The organism is Belliella alkalica (assembly GCF_022549785.1).
Taxonomy (GTDB): Bacteria; Bacteroidota; Bacteroidia; order Cytophagales; family Cyclobacteriaceae; genus Belliella; species Belliella alkalica.
Window position 1 is genome coordinate 73,411 of sequence record NZ_JAKZGO010000007.1, and the last position, 19,403, is coordinate 92,813.

Annotated in this window: 16 protein-coding genes; 6 read left to right on the forward strand and 10 right to left on the reverse strand. The window is 35.8% G+C overall.

The genetic code is table 11. The features are described 5' to 3' along the window. Positions 1-10 precede the first annotated feature (10 nt). On the reverse strand, positions 11-688 hold the full coding sequence (locus MM213_RS10095) for a response regulator transcription factor (RefSeq protein ID WP_241411927.1): 678 nt from the start codon (positions 686-688) through the stop codon (positions 11-13). Positions 689-778: 90 nt separating this feature from the next. Then, positions 779-1,198, reverse strand: coding sequence for an alternative ribosome rescue aminoacyl-tRNA hydrolase ArfB (arfB, locus tag MM213_RS10100; RefSeq protein ID WP_241411929.1), 420 nt, complete (start codon positions 1,196-1,198; stop codon positions 779-781). A gap of 157 nt (positions 1,199-1,355) precedes the next feature. Between arfB and MM213_RS10105 the strand changes: the two genes are divergently transcribed. Beyond that, the gene (locus MM213_RS10105; RefSeq protein WP_241411930.1) at positions 1,356-1,856 is read left to right on the forward strand and encodes a GNAT family N-acetyltransferase; all 501 of its coding nucleotides are present in this window, start codon (positions 1,356-1,358) and stop codon (positions 1,854-1,856) included. A 281-nt stretch (positions 1,857-2,137) separates the two neighbouring features. Beyond that, positions 2,138-2,572 carry a DUF6526 family protein gene (locus MM213_RS10110; protein ID WP_241411932.1) on the forward strand — a complete coding sequence of 145 codons (435 nt, stop codon included), beginning with the start codon at positions 2,138-2,140 and terminating at the stop codon, positions 2,570-2,572. Positions 2,573-2,637: 65 nt separating this feature from the next. Here the strand turns inward: MM213_RS10110 and MM213_RS10115 are convergent, their stop codons facing one another. Beyond that, positions 2,638-3,483 carry an SDR family oxidoreductase gene (locus tag MM213_RS10115; protein WP_241411934.1) on the reverse strand — a complete coding sequence of 282 codons (846 nt, stop codon included), beginning with the start codon at positions 3,481-3,483 and terminating at the stop codon, positions 2,638-2,640. A 223-nt stretch (positions 3,484-3,706) separates the two neighbouring features. Between MM213_RS10115 and MM213_RS10120 the strand changes: the two genes are divergently transcribed. Together MM213_RS10120 and MM213_RS10125 are read left to right on the forward strand one after the other, a co-directional pair. Then, positions 3,707-5,095: a 3-keto-disaccharide hydrolase gene (locus tag MM213_RS10120; RefSeq protein WP_241411936.1), complete on the forward strand. Its 1,389-nt coding sequence runs from the start codon at positions 3,707-3,709 to the stop codon at positions 5,093-5,095. Positions 5,096-5,106: 11 nt separating this feature from the next. Further along, on the forward strand, positions 5,107-6,456 hold the full coding sequence (locus tag MM213_RS10125; RefSeq protein ID WP_241411938.1) for a Gfo/Idh/MocA family protein: 1,350 nt from the start codon (positions 5,107-5,109) through the stop codon (positions 6,454-6,456). A 162-nt stretch (positions 6,457-6,618) separates the two neighbouring features. On the opposite strand, the gene MM213_RS10130 is transcribed toward MM213_RS10125, so the two are convergent. Next, complete coding sequence (locus MM213_RS10130) at positions 6,619-7,632, reverse strand: LacI family DNA-binding transcriptional regulator (RefSeq protein WP_241411940.1); 1,014 nt, start codon at positions 7,630-7,632, stop codon at positions 6,619-6,621. A 150-nt stretch (positions 7,633-7,782) separates the two neighbouring features. On the opposite strand from MM213_RS10130, the gene uxuA reads away from it, so the two are divergent. Continuing rightward, entirely contained in the window at positions 7,783-8,964 is a 1,182-nt protein-coding gene (gene uxuA, locus MM213_RS10135; RefSeq protein WP_241411942.1) for a mannonate dehydratase, read from the forward strand. An 87-nt stretch (positions 8,965-9,051) separates the two neighbouring features. Next, a complete protein-coding gene (locus MM213_RS10140; RefSeq protein WP_241411944.1) occupies positions 9,052-10,236 on the forward strand; it encodes a Gfo/Idh/MocA family protein in 1,185 nt (394 codons plus the stop codon). Between the two features lie 66 nt (positions 10,237-10,302). Here MM213_RS10140 and MM213_RS10145 read toward each other — a convergent pair whose 3' ends face one another. The 6 genes from MM213_RS10145 to MM213_RS10170 form a co-directional block, all read right to left on the reverse strand. Then, on the reverse strand, positions 10,303-11,679 hold the full coding sequence (locus MM213_RS10145) for a RagB/SusD family nutrient uptake outer membrane protein (protein ID WP_241411946.1): 1,377 nt from the start codon (positions 11,677-11,679) through the stop codon (positions 10,303-10,305). A gap of 18 nt (positions 11,680-11,697) precedes the next feature. Then, positions 11,698-14,667: a SusC/RagA family TonB-linked outer membrane protein gene (locus MM213_RS10150; protein WP_241411948.1), complete on the reverse strand. Its 2,970-nt coding sequence runs from the start codon at positions 14,665-14,667 to the stop codon at positions 11,698-11,700. A 726-nt stretch (positions 14,668-15,393) separates the two neighbouring features. Next, positions 15,394-17,409, reverse strand: a complete 2,016-nt coding sequence (locus tag MM213_RS10155) for an alpha amylase C-terminal domain-containing protein (RefSeq protein WP_241411950.1) — start codon at positions 17,407-17,409, stop codon at positions 15,394-15,396. 226 nt (positions 17,410-17,635) lie between these two features. Then, positions 17,636-17,848 carry a hypothetical protein gene (locus tag MM213_RS10160; RefSeq protein ID WP_241275703.1) on the reverse strand — a complete coding sequence of 71 codons (213 nt, stop codon included), beginning with the start codon at positions 17,846-17,848 and terminating at the stop codon, positions 17,636-17,638. A gap of 396 nt (positions 17,849-18,244) precedes the next feature. Beyond that, the gene (locus MM213_RS10165; protein WP_241411951.1) at positions 18,245-18,775 is read right to left on the reverse strand and encodes a PDDEXK nuclease domain-containing protein; all 531 of its coding nucleotides are present in this window, start codon (positions 18,773-18,775) and stop codon (positions 18,245-18,247) included. A 114-nt stretch (positions 18,776-18,889) separates the two neighbouring features. Then, the gene (locus tag MM213_RS10170; protein WP_241411953.1) at positions 18,890-19,339 is read right to left on the reverse strand and encodes a DUF1016 N-terminal domain-containing protein; all 450 of its coding nucleotides are present in this window, start codon (positions 19,337-19,339) and stop codon (positions 18,890-18,892) included. Between the last annotated feature and the right edge of the window lie 64 nt (positions 19,340-19,403).

Below are 19,403 nucleotides of genomic sequence, written 5' to 3' on the forward strand. Positions count from 1 at the left end.
TTAATATCCTTTATTCCAAACTGAATTTATAACCAATACCATATATTGTTTTTACATAATCTGGGCAGTTGACTTGCTGCAATTTCTTCTTAAGATTTTTGATATGTGCATAGACAAGCTTGTCACTGTCCACAAAATCAACTTGATCTCCAAGTAAATGATCAGCAATGGCAGTTTTTGAAAGTACTTTTGATTGCGATGAAAGAAAAAATCTAAGTAGTCGAAACTCTCTTGGAGTTAACTCTACAAATTCTTCTTGGTACTTCACTGTGTTGTGTACCAGATTCAGTTCTATCCCCCCTGCTTCGACTACATTTTTGCCATCAAATAACTTCCTTCTCGTCACTGCCATCATTCTCATCGCAAGTTCAGCCATATGAAAAGGCTTAGTCAGGTAATCATCAGCCCCAATCTCTAATCCCTTAAGCTTGTCATCCAAAGAGTTTTTCGCAGAAATAATAATGACACTATCTGTTTTTTTGAGTGTTTTTAATTCATGGAGAATTTCAAAACCAGAACCATCAGGCAATCCCAAATCCAATAAAATACAATCATAATTGTATAAGGATATTCTTTCTGAAGCATCCCTTATATTACTCGCAATCTCACAGACTATCAGAGAGTCTGCAAAATAGCTCTGAATGTCAGTTGCTAAATTAGTCTCGTCTTCAATAATCAATACTTTCATTGGGCTTTTTTCTGAATGAATTCTAATATGAGGTATGAAAAATAGTATAGATTTATCTAGAAACAAAAAAAATGAATTTAGTAGAGTAGGTTAATTCCAATCTCCACTCCTATTTTTCTTCTTTTCAGAATTTACTTTCTTTGCTTTCAGCCTACTTTCTACTGCTCCTTTACTCGGTTTGGTGGCTTTACGAACTTTCTTTTTTTCAAATGCCTTATGCAATGAATCATAAAATTTCCTAATGGCAATTTCCTTATTCTGGATTTGAGAGCGTTTCTCCTGACTTTGGAACATTATTTTCCCTGTTGCATCTAACTTAGATGACCATTTTGCAAAAAGTATTTCTTTTTCCTCCTCTGACAACACCTGTGAAGCATTGACATCAAAAAACATTTGAATTTTGGAATTCACTTTGTTCACATTCTGCCCTCCAGGTCCACTACTCCGAGATGCCTGAAACTCAAACTCAGAATTGAACAGCTGTAATTTTATCTTTTTATTTATATGCATTTTTTCATTTTTTGGAAAATACTCAATTATCCACGAGATTTCATAAGCGCAATCTTACTACTTCTATCTATGAAGATAATCACATATTGAAAATTAAATTTAGATATTTAAATTCGATCAATTTTAAAATGTATTTCTTTTGAGCTAAAATTGAACTATGATAGAAATCCACCCTGCCTCAGAAAATCAATTGGTTGAGGTTCAAAAAATAGCCTACGCTACCTGGCCCAACACTTTCAGTAATATATTGACTCCAGTTCAAATCGAATATATGTTGGATCAAATGTATGATTTACAAGAGTTAAAATCTCAAATGAAAATCAGAAAACATAATTTCTTACTTGCCAGAGAGGGTGAAGAAACGTTGGGATTTTGCAGTTATGAGTTGAATTGTGAAGGTAGCAATAGCGTAAAAATCCATAAAATTTACATCCTTCCCAATACTCAAGGAAAAGGAATTGGAAAAAAACTATTAAACGAAGTCAAAAAAATCGCAGACCAAAACGGCTTTAAATCAATCTACCTCAATGTAAACCGATTCAACAAGCAGGCCATTGAATTCTATCTATATATCGGATTCAAGGAGATCAAAAAAGAAGTGATAGATATTGGAAATGGATTTGTAATGGATGACCTTGTTCTGGAGTTAACATTTTGAAATCTCAAAAGCTAAAGTATTCAGCACGAGATTTTAATTAATATGTATATCCGTTTTCATACCAGTAGAATCTAAATAATTGAATTAACCTGTGATTTCGAACCAATATCAATAAATATCCAATATCTATTAGTATCAGTTTGCCAAAAAACAATCGTTTAATTGATTAGTGGCATGATTGCGGATAATCATATTAATTAAATTCTAATGAATAAAACATTTACATTCACAAACAGGTTTTATCATGAATCTATACTTTTACTTTTGAATTCACCAAACAAATGCAAAATTTCAAAAATCATACACGCTTTTATCCTTTACATCATTTCATAATCACACCGCTGACCCTTACATTATTTATTTGGTCAATTGTAAGGTTAATTCAATCATTTAATTCGGACTTTTTTGGGATAGCCTTGTTTCATTTTCTTGTAGCATTGATACTCCTTATCTTACCGTTATTAGCAAGAATTTATGCTTTAAAAAACCAAGATAGAATTATCAGAATGGAGATGCGTCAAAGATATTTCGAATTAACAGGTAAATCCCTTCGCATTTTAGAGGATAAATTAAGATTATCCCAAATTATAGCACTGAGATTTGCCTCAGATGAAGAATTGGTTCCATTGATAAACAATACGCTTGAAAAAGATCTAAGGGCAAAGGAAATCAAAAAGCTTATAAAAAATTGGCAATCAGATCATAGACGAGTATAAAAAAAATAGCTCCTTCTAAATTAGTAGGAGCTGTCTGAAAATATAAACCCTAAATTATTTCAATTTTATACGCCACTATAGGCACTAAACCCACCGTCGATAGGAACTACTATTCCTGTCACAAACGATGAACCTTCTCCCACTAGCCAAAGCAGTGTGGTATTTAAGTCTTCAGGTTTGCCAAATCTTCCCAATGGTGTATGGTCTATGACTTGATTTCCCCTAGCAGTCAAAGTCCCATCTTCATTGGTTAACAACGTTCGATTTTGCTCTGTCAGGAAAAAACCAGGCGCCAAAGCATTTACCCTGATCCCCATTTTTGAAAAATGAACCGCTAGCCATTGTGTAAAATTGGAAATCGCTGCTTTTGCTCCACTATATGCTGGGATCTTGGTCAAAGGCGTAAATGCATTCATAGAGGATACATTGATGACTGAGCAACCCGGTTTGCCAACCATATCCCTTGCAAAAACCTGAGTAGGCAAGAGTGATCCAATAAAATTCAGATCAAAAACGAACTTGATCCCTTCAGGATCCAAATCAAAAAAGGTCTTCAGATCTTCTTGATCCAAATCTCCTTCTTCCAAAAAAGGTTTGGCAGTGGTTCCCATTGGATGGTTCCCTCCTGCTCCATTGATCAATATATCACATGTCCCTAATTTTTCATTCACTTCTGAATGCGCTGCCAAAAGACTTTCTTTTTGGAGAACATTGGCTTTTACACCAATAGCATTTGCTCCTTCATTTCTTAATGATTCTGCGACCTCTTCTGCTTTTTCTAAGTTCAAATCCAAAATAGCAATCATCGCCCCTTCGCTAGCCAAAGCTTTTGCTAATACACCACAAAGTACCCCACCACCACCTGTAACTACTGCAACTTTTCCCTTGAGGGATTGAGTCGGTTTATTCATAATTCGCTTTTTGTTTATATATAATGGTAGCAATTTGAAGATTATACCAAAAAGAGACAAATCAACCGAACAAAAAGTACGCAAACGATTTCATTGCGATTTTAAAAAGTACTTTTACACTACATTTCTCGCAAACGATTTCGTAAATTAAAGCTTTTCAAGTCTGTTTTTACAGCATATTTCTCAATATTTAACCTTGAAAAAAATCAGAACTCAAAATAAAATGAAAAAATTGAAAACAGTAGCGCTTTTATTTACACTGGCTTTGGGATTAATTTCCTGCAAATCTGAAAATACAGAACAAACAGATGGGAAATGGAAAAACCTTTTTGATGGTGAGACTTTGGACGGATGGAAAACAGTAATGGGAGCAGCTCCATTTGAAGTAAATGATGGAGTAATCATCGGGACAGCTGTATATAATACCCCGAATACATTTCTTATTACAGAAGAGACTTTTGGTGACTATATCATGGAAGTTGATATTAAGATCAATCATCCATCTTCCAACTCAGGTGTAATGGTACGTGGTCAGTTCAATCAGTCTGCAAGAGAAGGTGAAGGTATGGTATATGGTTATCAAATAGAATCTGACCCTACCGACAGGGCTTGGTCAGGAGGACTATATGACGAAGCAAGAAGAGGCTGGTTGTATCCTTTGGACCTTAATCCAAACGCAAAATCTGCTTTCAAAATGGGTGAATGGAATACCTATAGAATTGAGGCAATCGGAAATGAAATCAAATCTTGGATCAATGGCCAAGAGGTAGCCTATGTGGTGGATGATATGGATCAAAGTGGTTTTGTTGGATTGCAGGTTCATGCAATCTATGATGAAGCGCATGTGGGAGAAAAGACATATTTCAGAAATGTAAGGATCCAAACTGAAGACTTGGAGCCAACGCCGTTTGAAGGTGATGTTTTTGTGGTCAACACTGGGTATAATAAATTGACAGATTTAGAAAAAAAGAATGGCTGGAAATTGCTGTTTGATGGTGAAAGTTCAGAAGGATGGGTTGGTGCCTACAAAGAAACTTTTCCGGAAGAAGGTTGGCATATCAATGATGGCGTTCTGACAATACAAGGAGCAGACGGATCTGAGTCAACAAATTTTGGGGATATTGTAACCAAAGAAATGTTCAGTGCATTTGATCTCGCATTTGATTTTAAAATCTCAGAAGGTGCAAATAGTGGGGTCAAATATTTTGTTACGCTATCTGAAGGGAACAAAGGATCTGCTATTGGATTGGAATATCAGATTTTGGATGATGAAAGACATCCTGATGCAAATAATGGACGTGATGGAAATAGAACACTTGCATCCTTATATGACCTCAAAACAGCTGAAAAACAAGCTAGATTTGTTCGCAAGCCAGGTGAATGGAATCAGGGAAGAGTAGTCGTACATCCTGACAACAAAGTTCAGCATTTTATAAATGGAGTCAAGGTATTAGAATATGTAAGAGGATCTGAGGAGTTTAGAGAATTGGTGCAAAAAAGCAAGTACAATATTTGGGAGAATTTTGGTGAGGCAGCTGAAGGAAGAATCTTATTACAAGATCATGGTGACGAAGTTAGTTTCAAAAATATCAAAATCAAAACCCTAAAATAAACCCTTGAACTATGAATAATAAATCATCATCTCGAAGAGATTTCATCAAGAAGACAACCCTCCTTTCGGCCGGATTATCATCTCTTGGTTCTTTAGGTTTCTCAGCCAAAAGCTATGGAAATATACTTGGAGCAAATGATCGGATAAATGTTGCTGTAATTGGATTGGGAAGAAGATTGGAAGCGTTTATTCCTCCATTGACAGATGGAAAAAACAACGTGACCGTAGGATATTTATGCGATGTGATGAAATCACAAAGAGAAAATGCTGCTGCCATATTTACAAAGAAACTGGACTATTCACCCAAGTTAGAAAACAGTTTTTTTAAAGTAATTGAGGATAAAAGTGTAGATGCTGTCATCAATGCAACTCCTGACCATTGGCATGCGCCTGGCACTTGGTTGGCTTTGGAAGCAGGAAAAAATGTCTATGTAGAAAAACCATGTAGCCACAATCCAAGAGAAGGTGAATTGCTCGTAGAATATCAGAAAAAATATGGAAAGGTGGTTCAAATGGGCAACCAACAGCGATCGTCTGACCATACTATTGAGATCATCAAAGCTATTCATGACGGCACGATAGGGACTCCATATATGGCTACTGCTTTTTATAATAATGGTAGAGGAAAAGTTCCAAACCCAAGTCCTGCAAGTCCACCGGAAGGTTTGGATTGGGATTTGTATCAAGGCCCTTCACCAAGAAAAGAGTACATGCATAATACTTGGGATTATAACTGGCATTGGTATGGTTGGGATTTTGGTACAGCCGAGACAGGTAATAACGCCACTCACGAACTTGATGTAGCTAGATGGGCATTGAAAGTTGATTTCCCAAATCATGTGGCTGTTGATTCTGGTAAATATCATTTTCCAGAAGATGGCTGGGAAATGTATGATACCATGCTGGCCACTTTCAAGTTTGACGAAAACAAAACCATTGTCTGGGATGGAAAAAGCAGAAATAACTACAACATGTATGGTGGCGGCCGAGGTACAGTAATCTTTGGTACCAACGGTTCTGTATTTGTTGACAGAGAGCTTTACCGTCTTTTTGATGTAAGTGGAAAGTTGATCAAAGAAGTGAAATCATCTGGAACAGAAGGAAGCACAGGTCTAGGTGGTGGCGGAGATATGAGCACACACCATGTGGTCAATTTCTTCGATGCCATCAGAGGTAAAGGAAATCAACGATCACCCATTGACGAAGGAGCCAAAAGCAGTTTGTTATGCCATTTGGCAAATATTTCTTCTAGAATTGGTGAGAACTTCGATTGCAACCCAGCAAATGGCCATATCTATAATAGAAAAGGAATGGAACTCTGGTCACGCGAATACGAAAAAGGTTGGGAACCAAAGATATAATTTTAAACTAACTATCATTCAAAAGACCTTGAAAATCAAATTATTCGATTTTCAAGGTCTTTTTTTTTAAAAATTAATATATATAAATCACATTTTCAATTGTTTATACACAAATATTTAGATTACTACTTTAAATATATATTGCTAGGCTTCAATAAAGATTTACTTTGAACTCTCCCTTTCTGTAAAAACTGACGGAATAGTGACAATCTTGTCTTCAAGATCTGGTTGATCTTTTTTTGTCAGCTTCTTCATCAATAGATTCGCACATTCTACCCCTATTTCTATCGCTGGCTGTGATATAGTAGATAGTGGCGGACAAAGCAAATCCGCAATTTTCATATTCGAAAAACTTACCATTTTCACTTGCTCTGGCATTTTGATATTAGTTTTTGCTAGTGCTCTATATGTGGCCAAAGCAAGTTTCTCTACAGACGCCAAAACTCCATCTGGACGGTCTATTTTGTAAAAAACTTTTTCCAAATGGGCAATATTTTCAATTTCCGAGTGTCCACATGCAACGATCCAACTTTCATTAAACGGCAAGTTATGGCTTTTCAAAGCATCCAAATATCCTCGCATCCTTTCTTTTCCAATCGATACCTCTTTAGACAAAACCAAGAAAATGATCTTTTTACAACCTTTGTTGATTAAGTGGACCGTTCCTTCATATCCAGCTTGATAATCATTTGTAATAAGTTTTGTAGTTGGGAAATCGTAAGGGATTCTGTCAAAAAATACAATTGGTATGGCCCTGTTTTTCAAAACCTTCAAATGCTCTCCTTTCTGGTTTTGACCTGAAATTGACATTACAATGGCATCTACCCTTCCTCCAACCAAAAGGGAAAGAATAGTCTTTTCTTGTTCAATATCTTCATTGGAATTATAGACCAACAAGTGGTACCCGTGTGCTTTTGTCACAGCTTCCATCCCATCTATCACTTGGCTAAAAAAATTATTGATTCTTTCTGGAATAATCACCCCTATAGTTTTGCTTTTTTGCTCTCTCAAACTCCTTGCATAAGGATTAGGTTGAAAGTTTAGCTCCTTAGCCAAAGCCATCACCTTTTCTTTTGTACCAGAGCTAATTTCATGACTATCATTCAATGCGCGTGATACGGTAGAAGGTGCTAGATTGAGTTTTTCTGCCAAATATTTAATGGTAATTTCAGCCATGGCTAAATTTTAGGGTTTATAATGGTTCAAGGAGTTTCAAATATGATTAAATTTTCGGAAACGATTGCACATAAAAAACCTAAACACGACTCCTAATCTATCAATATTTTGTAAAATTAAACTTTGAACTGACAGTTTTAATAAGAATACATGAATCAATCAATATTTAAAATGGAACAAACCATGCGGTGGTATGGTCCAAAAGATCCAGTAAGTCTGCAAGATATACGTCAAGCTGGTGCTACTGGTATCGTGACAGCACTTCATCATATTCCAAATGGCAAAGTTTGGACCAGAGAAGAAATTAGCAAAAGGAAAAAAGAGGTTGAAGCAGCAGGTTTGGTTTGGTCGGTGGTAGAATCAATCCCTGTTCATGAACAAATCAAAACACGCTCGGGTGATTATAAAACATATATAGAAAATTACAAGAAAAGTATAGAGAATTTAGCTGCTGAAGGAGTTTCCATAGTGTGCTATAACTTTATGCCCATATTGGATTGGACAAGAACTAACCTAGCTTACGAACTTCCAAACAAAGCAAAAGCATTGAGGTTTGAAAAGGATGCTATGGTGGCATTTGATGTTTTTATTTTGAAAAGACCAAATGCAGAGAAGGATTATTCTGAGGGAGAAATTAAGCTTGCAGCTGCATACTTGGAAGGGTTGAATGAAAATGAAAAAGAACTCATCATTACCAATGTCATCAAAGGACTTCCTGGTTCTGAGGAAGGTTATACCTTAGAGCAATTTCAGGCAGCATTAGACACCTACAATGGTATTGGGCGTAAAGAATTGGAAGAAAATTTGAGGTTGTTTTTATCGGAGATTGTACCAATAGCCGAACAAAACAAAGTTTATCTTGCGATCCATCCTGATGATCCACCTTTCAATATTTTTGGATTGCCAAGGGTAATGAGTACATCCAAAGATGTCAGAAGATTGATTTCTGAAAATCCAAGTCCATACAATGGAATTACATTTTGTACTGGCTCTTATGGTGTTATTGCTGAAAATAATCTTCCAGAAATGGTCAAGGAGTTTGGCGAGAGAATACATTTCATACACCTTAGAAGCACAAAACGGGATGAAAATGGAAATTTCCATGAAGACAATCATTTGGAAGGTGATGTGCCGATGGTACGCGTGATTGCAGAATTGATAGAAGTACAGCAAAAACTACAAAAATCTATTCCAATGCGTCCTGACCATGGACATCAAATGTTAGATGATCTCAGAAAGACGACCAATCCAGGATATTCTGCTATTGGAAGATTAAAGGGGCTTGCGGAAATTAGAGGTGTAGAAGAAGGAATCCTTTTTTGCAAATACTAAATTAAAAATATACCGTTCACAAATAGGATTTTGGAAAAAGAGGATATACGTTTTATCTTGATCTACTTAAACCTAAAAGGATAACCATTGAAAAGAAGAGATTTTATTAAAGCAGGCGCTGTTGTGGGAATTGGTGCATCAATACCTGCTTTTTCTATACATCATCATTTGGATCGTCAATACAATGTAGGTATTTTGGGCTATGGAGATCGTGGTTCAGGAATACATAGTGTATTAGAGCAAATGCCCGATAAATTTAAATTGACTGCAATTTGCGAAACTCTGGATTTTAGGATCCAAAATGCCCGAAAAACTAGATTAAGTCCGGATGTCAAAGTTTTCAAGGACCATAAGCAAATGGCAGCTTCAAAGCTTGTTGATATTATAATCATAGCAACACCACTATCTATGCACTTTGAACATGCCAAGACAGCCTTGGAAGCTGGTAAGCATATTTATTTGGAAAAGGCAATGACTCATACAGCGGATGAAGCTAGAGCTTTGATGGAATTACATAGGCAATTCCCAAAGCAAACTATCCAAGTCGGCCATCAATACCGCTATTCTCCGCTTTATTTCAAAGTCAAAGATTACATTCAATCAGGATATCTCGGTAAAGTTACTCAAGTTGAAGCAAGATGGGATAGAAATCACAATTGGAGAAGACATGTTCCTAGTCCGGAATTGGAAAGGCAAGTGAATTGGAGAATGTATGATGAATTTTCAGGAGGTCTTGTTGCCGAACTTCTCTCCCATCAAATGGATTTTATTCATTGGGCTTTCGATACAGTTCCAAGTACAATCTATGGTACTGGAGGTATAGATAACTTCAAAGATGGCAGAGAGACATTTGACAATGTACAAGTAGTAGCGAGATATGACAATGAAGGCATCATAGGTAACTATGGTGCAACATGTAGCAACCAATATGAAGGGTATATTTTCAAAATAAAGGGAAGTAAAGGAACAATATCATTGCTGACCAATGATGGTTATTTTTATCCAGAACCAGATCATATGAAAGAACTTCAAGAAGTAGATGGTGTATCGGGTGCGACAAAACTTGAATGGTCTGATAATAAATCAGGGATCAAATTGGTAACAGAACATTTGAAAGATGGTACTTTCTATGCTTTGGAAGATTTCTATAAGTCTATCGAGAAGTCTATTGAACCATATTCAAACGTGATAAATGGTGGGAATACAGCAATCGCAGTGGCAATGGCTAATGAATCCCTGAAAAGTGGCATTTTGCAAAAGTGGGAAGGTTAATATCTGTATAAATTGATAAAAGAGAAAAATTAAGAGGGAGCATTTGCTCCCTCTTTCATTGTCAAATCAATTTCCAACATATTGATCCCAGCTCAATTCAGCTTGAGGATGAGGGAATTGAGTAAATATTGTCCCACTATCAAAAGATGTTGGGATCTCGCTTAATTTATCATATCTTCTTGCATCAATCCAACGATGTCCCCAAGGTTCTGCCCATAAAGAATACCTTCTTTGGTACAAAATTTCATCTATCAAAGCAGTTCTAGTAGAAGCGCCTGAATATACTCCTATACCTGCGGCTTGTCTAATAATATTAATTGCAGCCACTGCATCAGCAAATTGATCCAAATTCGCATGTGCCTCTGCTTTCAATAGAATAAGTTCTTCATTTTTAATGAAAGGAATTGGTGTAGTATTATTTGCCCACCTTGCATCTTGATGTGTTCCCGTCAATGTTCCAGCATCTGTAGAAACAGTCACAGGATTATTTCTTTGGAAGAATTTTGCTAATCGACTATCATTAGGCGTAGCATCTTCCAATACTGACGGGTGTACAACAACAATTGTGTTTGTAGCAGCATTTGGAATGTAAAACAAAGGGTTGAAAGCATCAGGAGGACCTAGGTATGGGTGAGCCGGACCAGCATTTAAACCTCCATTCAGATCCATAAATGATTCATTAAGTGCTGTCAATACTCCTTGCCAATCCTTTCTATAAGCATTCGCTCTAGCTAAAATAGCCTTATTGACTTGTCTTAATCTTGGAATAGTATTGAATTGGGCAAAACCTGGTGTCAAGCTAAATGGGAAGTTACCGTTTCCAGCTGCCATCAGATCACTCTCCGCAGCATCTAACAAACTTTTCACATGATCCATTGCTTGATCATATGGTACAAAAGGTCCTGGGTTTAAAGGATCCGCCACATCAATTCTAATTCCATTGTTATAAACAAAGTTAGCAGGAATCATAAATTGGTATCCTTGTATCATTTTGGCAAAACCTATAACTGATCTTCTCTCCGCATCACTCAAAACACTTGCATTTGTTGCAGCAGAAATAAGAACATTAGCCTGATTAATGGCTTGATATGGCGCCGCAAAAGAACCACCACCAGTATTTCCAAAGCCAAAGTAAGACCTATCAGGAACTCTACCATTTTGACCTAGCCAATCTGTCTGAAATCTTGGATCAGAACCATTTAAATACCAAATTTCTCTACCAAAGGTATTCCATGCTTGAGATACATTGGTAACGTAGCCTCTATGCCTTGACTCTAATCCTGTCAAAACAAACTGTATTTGAGGTTTTGTTGCATTATTTGAAACACTCGATACTGATGGATTATTTGGATCATCAATCTCATCTAGTTTCAAAGGATTACATCCCAAAATACTTAAGCCTATAAGTATTGCGAGGGTTTTATATAAATCTAATTTTTTCATATTTCTTCAATTTTATGATTAAAAATCAAGAGTCACATGGAAGAAAATTCTTCTAGGTGTAGGATAAGGTGCAATATCTACATTGTTTGCAACTGACTGAGCTCCAAACGTAGATGTCTCAGGATCGTATCCCTCGTAATTGGTAAATAAGAATACGTTATTAGCTGATACTCCTAATCTTATATTCTCAACGGATCCACCAAAAGTATTGGCTACAGATGCTTTTGGTAATGTATAGTAAACACCTATTTCTCTAACTTTTACAAATGAAGCATCTTGAATCCACCTTGCAGCATTATTAAATGGTGCTGGTGGCCTCTGTCTTCCATTTGGTATACCATCTCCATTATCGTCATTAAACCATCCATTTGTTGTCCCTCCTCCATCTGAAAGAAAAGATGTCAAATTGATATTATCCCCACCTTTTCTCCAGTCCACAAGAAATGAAACTTCTAGATTTTTTCGGATACTAAATGTGTTATAAAAAGACATATTGAACTTTGGTTGGGCATCGCCCCATAAAGTAAATCCTCCTGGAACACTAGGATCAGCAGGAGTCCCTACGATAGTAGTAGGAGAATAACCTTCAGCGTATAGAAAAGTACCCAAACCAGAACCAAAAGCTCCTGCAGTATATGTAGGAATACCTAACCTAGTTAATAAAACTCTATTTTGCCAATATAGAACTCTTGAAAACCATCTAAATGAAGTATTGTCAACCACTGTACCAGAAATTCCAAGTTCAAAACCTTTGTTCTGTAATTCAGCCTCGTTACTTGGTGTTGTATTTACACCTGCAGAAGGTGATAAATTTAGATTTTGGATATTATTTTGTGTGTTTTTGTTGTAATATGTAGCCTCAATTGCTAACCTATTATTAAAAAAACTAGCATCAACCCCAAACTCAAGTTCTGTGGCTGTCTCAGGAAAAATCCCTTCATTTCCAAATTGCGTAGAAACAACAGAACCAAGAAGTCCTCCTATATTTGCTCCTGTCAAAGGTGTGTAAATACTCCCAAATGCTACTGGACCAGCAGTCTCTCCATAAGCAATTCTTGGTTTCAATTGACTGATTACACTTGAATTGAAGAAATCAAAATTGGCTACATTTACTGCTAATGATGCTCGCGGGAATGCATAAAATTTATTTGCATCTCCATTAAGAGTAGATTTATCCCATCTAATCCCTACTGTTCCGATTATTTTGTCATCCCAGTTTGCTTCCTGTTGTAAGAAAACACCAGCTTCTTGGATTTCACTGACAAAATGTTCATTAATTTCTTGAACATTAGCTTGTCTGAGGTTTCTCTGGCCAGGTACTAAACCTCTTCCTCTATTAAATAAAGCACTATTGTTGAAATCTAGTCTCACTAATCCCCCCTGAGAATTCATGTTCACACTCCCCAAATTCCAATTATAAATTAGAGCAGCCTGAAAGTTAGTGTTGAAACTTTCTTGCTTCCCTAGCAATAAATCGCCAGGATTAGCAGATGCTGCCTGTGATTGTAAAAATTCAGGTAAATAGACCATTGTAGAATTTTGAAGGAAGTCAAGCCCTCCAGCTACATTTGCCTTCAAAAAGCTTTTGCTTGTTTTTAGTAAATCAATATCTAAATTAAACGCTTGAACAAATCGATTCACTTCTGAAGTATTTACTGCATTATCAGTCAATGCAACCGGATTTTCAGCGAAATAGGGGTTGTTAGGATAAATACCATTAACAGGACGTAAATCAAAGTAGTTTGGCACATATGCTATACTATAACCAATACTAGCACCAGAATTATTCTGATTTCCTGTAAAACCTCTATCTGTTTGCGATTTTATATAGTTGGAAGATACACCTAACCTTATGCTATTGGTTATTTTGTGATCTATATTTGCTCTGATTGAATACCTATCAAAACCTGTATTTTTGACTGTACCATCCTCTGATGTTATATTTCCTGACACAAAGAATTTTGTTTTATCACTTCCTCCAGTGACAGTTAGTCTTGTATTACTGAGTAAAGCAGTATTGTTGTAAAAATAGTCTTCATAATCAATTTTGTCTCCTTGCCTAAATCTTTCCAGTTCTATAGCTCTTCTATTATTGGTTTCAGGCCAAAAGAAATTGATTTTCTCTTCGCTCCAATCATCTACACCTAATAGTCTTAGAGGCTTCGCAAACCCAATGTCTTGGGATAATGAAACTTTAGTTTTTCCTTCAGAACCTCTTTTTGTTGTGATTATAATTACCCCTGCATTTGCCCTAGTTCCATAAATGGCTGCTGCTGATGGTCCCTTCAATACTTCTATACTTTCTATATCAGCCGGATTAAGATCAGCAAGTCTATTGGATCCATCATCCTGATTGGCACCACCTGCACCGGTGACTGCCGCTCGGCCAGTTCTTTGGAATGAGTTATTGATATATACCCCATCTAGAATGATCAACGGTTGAGACGCTCCTGTCAAACTGGAAATACCTCTCAACTGGATAGAAAGCCCTCCTCCCGGAGCACCACCATTAGATCTTATAGTCGCACCTGCAATCTTACCATACAATGCACCATCTGTGGTTTGATTGGTTGTCGTACCGGTTAGCTCTTTTGAAGATACAGATGACACTGCATTTGCTAGATTGGATCTTTTTACTGAAGATGCTAAACCTGTAATTACTACTTCCTCCAAATTAGTGGCATCTTCTTTCAATGGAACTTGAAGGTTAGTGTAGGAAGGACTTACTGTAATGTTCTGACTTAGATAACCCAATGAAGAAATTACCAGTACTGCTTCATTATTGCTGCTGATGTTCAAAGTAAATTTGCCATCAAGGTCAGCTACAGACCCTGTAGTGGTATTCTTAACCAAAATGTTTGCCCCAATCAAGGGTTCTCCTGTCCGACTGTCAATTACGGTACCCGTAACTGTGTATTGAGCAAATGTCCATCCCACAGAGAGGAAGAACAGGGCCAATACAGCCGAGAATTTGTAAGTTTTTCTCATATGTATGTATTTAATGAAAATTTGATATAAGTAAATATATTAAAAAACATTATTCTAAAAAGACAAAATAATAATTAATTACAATTGCAATATTTACAATAATTATACAAGCAAATAGATCAAACTAAAAAATTATAATATTTCTTGATGTTTTTTGTAGTTTTCAAAGTCTTATTCATTTTCATTAGTGAAAATGCAATTGTACTCGCCAATAATTTAAAATGAAATATTTATATCCCCTTTTTAAATAGCAGCAAACCAAATTGATATATTTTAAATCTATTGATGAATTAGAAACTAATCAACCAACAGCTAGCAGCGATTGTCCGTATAATTTTATTGGAAAACTCACCTGCTTTGTCATTCAGGATGTTTATAAAATGAAACTATAAAACAATTTAATTCACTTTATTCAAAAATGTAGCTAAACATTACTGTAATTCAAGAGCTTATTGTTTGACTATATGAAAATTGAATCAAATACCGAACTTAATACAAAAGAGACTGTACTTAATTACAATACAGTCTCTATTAATTATTCATAATATGATTATCCGCAATTACACCATAAGGTAAATAAAACAATTGGATCAAGCGGATAATCGTCGACGGATGACAGTCGACAGTCGACAGCAGCTGAATTCAAAGTTTGTACCTAATTAAATATGGGTACTGGTTTGAAAGCGGATATTCATAATTCATAATATATTTAAATATAAACTCACTTTAACCATTCACTTTCTTCAACACCAGCGCTGTCCTATTTGGTAGGTAAATCTGAATCTTATTATCATCATCTGTCCAATAAGATATTGAAGTATCGATTCTTTTGAATCCTCCAAAGTCACTGTCATCTGAATTAAGGACAATAGAATATTCGCCAGATTCTGGAACGGAGATTTCATATCCAAAATATGACTCACTGATATTGAAACTAAATACAAAAATCAATTCAGCACGCTCATACACCAAAATTTTCTTTTCTGCATCAAGAAACAATTGCTTTGCATGAGCTGCTTTCAAGGCTTTGTTACTATCAATTAGCTTGATCATTTGCTTATCCCACAGATTCAAAAATTTATATTTTAAATCTTTATTGTCTGCCAAGGACCATTGTCGTCTTGCATATTGATAACTCCAGTTATTCCCTTCTCGTGGGAAATCGACCCATTCTGGATGGCCAAATTCATTCCCGATAAAATTCAGGTAACCTTCGCCTCCAAGGCTTATAGTGATTAGTCTGATAAGTTTATGCAATGCGATGCCTCTATCAACGACCAAATTTGTTTGTCCAACTGCCATACTGAAGTACATCTCTTTATCCATTAGCCAAAAAGCTATAGACTTATCTCCTACCAATGCTTGGTCATGGGATTCTGCATAGGCGATTGTTTTTTCCTTTTTCGGTCTATTGGTCAGCTCATGCCACATCTCAAACATATCCCAATGTTCATCTGGTTTGTGCTTCAAAGTTTTGATCCAAAAATCCGGTATTCCCATAGCCAATCTAAAGTCAAAACCTATTCCTCCATCTTCTGGTGGGCGACTTAGGCCTGGCATTCCACTAACTTCCTCAGCTATAGAAATCTGATTTTCAGAATATTCATGAATCAAAGTATTAGCCAACTGCATATACAAGACAGCATCCTCATCCACTCCTTCATCGAAGTATTTCTCGACTTTATCAAAATCAGTGTGACCATGGTGATGGTATAGAATGGAGGTGACTCCATCAAATCTAAATCCGTCAAAATGAAATTCTTCCATCCAATACAGTATGTTGGAAAGTAGAAACTGCTTTACTTCAAATTTTCCGTAATCAAACAACTTTGAATCCCAACCTTCATGGTAGCCTTTTGGACCAGGATGAAAGTACTGATGGTTAGAACCATCAAATTCATTGAGGCCTTCATTGATATTTTTGACTGCGTGGGAATGGACAATGTCCATAATAATTGCTATACCCATTTCATGGGCTTTATTGATTAGGTATTTCAATTCCTCAGGTGTTCCAAACCTAGAAGTCGGCGAGAAAAAGTTAGAAACGTGATATCCAAAAGAACCGTAATATGGATGCTCCATAATAGCCATCATCTGAATGGTATTGTATCCTCCTTCTTTGATTCTTGGAAGGATATTTTCAGCAAACTCAAGATATGTTCCAACACCTTCCTTTTCCTGGGCCATTCCGATATGGCACTCATATATTATTGGGTGTGCTTTGTTACTTTTAGCAGAAAACTTTTTGTCTGTCCACTTGAAGTTTTCTTCTGGAAACCACAACTGACCTGCAAAATCATGATTTTCAGAGTCTTGCTCTACTCTTCTGATGTAAGCAGGAATTCGATCATAAGCACCGTTGTCAGCCTCTACATGAACTTTTACTTTTCCTTTATGCCTTATTTTATCTTTGTATTCGTCATAAGGCAAGAATATCTCCCAATCACCCCGATAATTTCGCTTCATTGGATGGCTATACCTATTCCAATAATTGAAATCACCCATGAAAAACAGATTGTGAGCCATCGGAGCCCATTCTCGATAAATCCATCCATTTCTAAGCTTTTCAAAATGAATTCCATAATATTCATGGGATCTTGAAAACTCCAAAATGCTACCACTGAAAGAGACAATTTCTTTTATGGCTGATTGATATCTTTGATAACGCTTATAAATGTCCTGCGAATGTCCTTCTAGCCAAGATTCATCTTGTACTAAAGGAAGAATAATAGGGTCTTTCACAAAAATGTTGGTTTATTTAATTCTAATTTAGAAAAAATTGAATTTCTATCCACGAATTATTTTGTATTCCTTCAATAAAAAAATAAAGACCTGCTGAAGGTTTGGTTTTTGATCCACTTAGGTATCATTTCAGATTCATCATTGTTTTTTTTTCGAAATTGAAAAATGAAAGCGAACCGCACCTTTCTCTGTGTCACGAATCAGTATAATAATGGAAAAGAATTCATTATATAAAAAAGTAAAGCATGGCCGAAGCGCAGATATAACCTACCAAAAAACAAAGAAATATTGAACCTCCAAGTGCAAATTTTTTATATTCAGGCAAATGCTTATGATGATAAGATGGACTTAACTTTTTGATATACCTTTCTGGCATAATTGACAGAAATGCAAGTCCATAAATTGCTGTCAGCAAAACAAGTGAAAATAGTGTTTCCATAAGTAATTTCTAGGGCTGAACAAAGTTAATATTTAAAAGGGATGGAAAAAGAAAATAATATTTAAATTTCTAAAAATGTCTTTCACTAATCAATCAATTGCCCAATTCTATTCACGACTTTATACTCGAGGCTTTCAAATTAGTCGAAATGAGCTTTTCCACATTTGATTTTATGAGTATCCGCAATGTTGCACGTAGGGTAAGAAGTAGCTTTGTAAGTTGCGGATGCTCGTCAACAGACAACAGTTCACAAATCGTTCATCCAATATTCTATTGCTTGGCTACGTGCAAGAAAGCGGATACACATATTTGATTTTCACCTGTTCCGTCCAAAGTCAATTTTAATATATCAACCACCGGTTTTCCAATATCTTTTGTTTCAGCTATTGAATAAACTTACCCTCCATGGTCCAGTTTTTTAAACTCTTCTTCAATTTCTTCAACAGTAGGTAAACTACTTTTTAGATTTTCGGGCAAATGTTCTATCATTTTCAATTCACTTATTCCCATTGGCTTATTTATGTCTCTTAATGCAAATTCTGCCTCAATATTATTTTTGTCTTTACAAAGTAGGATTCCGATGGTTGGATTGTCTTCATCATCTTTCATTAAGCTATCCACAGCTGACAGATAAAAATTTAGCTTACCTGCAAATTCAGGAATAAACTTGCTATTTTTTAATTCAATTACCACATAACATTTTAGCTTAGTATGATAAAATAATAAATCAATGTAATAATCACTTTCACCAACTTGCATATGATATTGTTGCCCAATAAATGCAAAGCCCTTTCCTAACTCCAATAAAAATTTGGTAATATGTTGTATCAATTGCTTTTCAAGATCCTTTTCTTTGAAAGTTTCGCTCAAAGATAAAAAGTCAAAAACATAAGGGTCTTTAAGTGTTTGTTTTGCTAAATCAGACAAAGGTTCAGGTAAAGTGTTTTTAAAATTATTGACAGATTTACCTTGTCTATGGAATAAATCAGATTTTATTTGAAGATCTAAAATATCTCTACTCCAGTTATTTTCTATTGTTTTTTAGATATAAAAAATAGCTTCGTTGACATCTTTTGATTTCGTAAAAACATAAATATTATGCCCCCAAGGAATTTTTGAAACAAGCTGTTGTACTAATACAAACTGTTCATTTTGTGAATTTTCTGATTGGTTTTTAGCTTCTTGCTCATTTAGTGCAACAGGTTGTTGCACTAATTGGGAGCTGTAAAACTTATAAAATTGTTTGCAGTTAAACAGGTTTCTTCTAGACAATCCTTTCATTTCTGGAAATTCACTTTGCAAATCTTTGGCAACTTGCTCTATCAATTTGCTGCCCCATACGTTCTCTTTTTCAGAAATCATTTTTCCTAAGTGCCAATAAAACTCGATTAATGCATTATTAACTGCTATGACGGATTTAATTTGTGAAGAACGGATCCTGCTCTTGAGTTCTACCAGGCATTTCTTATATTCTGAGTTTAATTCACTCATAATCATATCGTTTTAAATTCAATCCCCACATCGCGCATTTGTAGCAATAGGTTTGATCTTTTGA

Bases quoted from the DNA above. Each gene is read 5' to 3' on its own strand.
- MM213_RS10120 (WP_241411936.1), top strand. From the start codon at position 3,707: ATGAAAAAATTGAAAACAGTAGCGCTTTTATTTACACTGGCTTTGGGA.
- MM213_RS10145 (WP_241411946.1), bottom strand. From the start codon at position 11,679: ATGAAAAAATTAGATTTATATAAAACCCTCGCAATACTTATAGGCTTA.
- MM213_RS10105 (WP_241411930.1), top strand. From the start codon at position 1,356: ATGATAGAAATCCACCCTGCCTCAGAAAATCAATTGGTTGAGGTTCAA.
- MM213_RS10130 (WP_241411940.1), bottom strand. From the start codon at position 7,632: ATGGCTGAAATTACCATTAAATATTTGGCAGAAAAACTCAATCTAGCA.
- MM213_RS10095 (WP_241411927.1), bottom strand. From the start codon at position 688: ATGAAAGTATTGATTATTGAAGACGAGACTAATTTAGCAACTGACATT.
- uxuA (WP_241411942.1), top strand. From the start codon at position 7,783: ATGAATCAATCAATATTTAAAATGGAACAAACCATGCGGTGGTATGGT.
- MM213_RS10110 (WP_241411932.1), top strand. From the start codon at position 2,138: ATGCAAAATTTCAAAAATCATACACGCTTTTATCCTTTACATCATTTC.
- arfB (WP_241411929.1), bottom strand. From the start codon at position 1,198: ATGCATATAAATAAAAAGATAAAATTACAGCTGTTCAATTCTGAGTTT.
- MM213_RS10160 (WP_241275703.1), bottom strand. From the start codon at position 17,848: ATGGAAACACTATTTTCACTTGTTTTGCTGACAGCAATTTATGGACTT.
- MM213_RS10125 (WP_241411938.1), top strand. From the start codon at position 5,107: ATGAATAATAAATCATCATCTCGAAGAGATTTCATCAAGAAGACAACC.
- MM213_RS10115 (WP_241411934.1), bottom strand. From the start codon at position 3,483: ATGAATAAACCGACTCAATCCCTCAAGGGAAAAGTTGCAGTAGTTACA.
- MM213_RS10170 (WP_241411953.1), bottom strand. From the start codon at position 19,339: ATGAGTGAATTAAACTCAGAATATAAGAAATGCCTGGTAGAACTCAAG.
- MM213_RS10150 (WP_241411948.1), bottom strand. From the start codon at position 14,667: ATGAGAAAAACTTACAAATTCTCGGCTGTATTGGCCCTGTTCTTCCTC.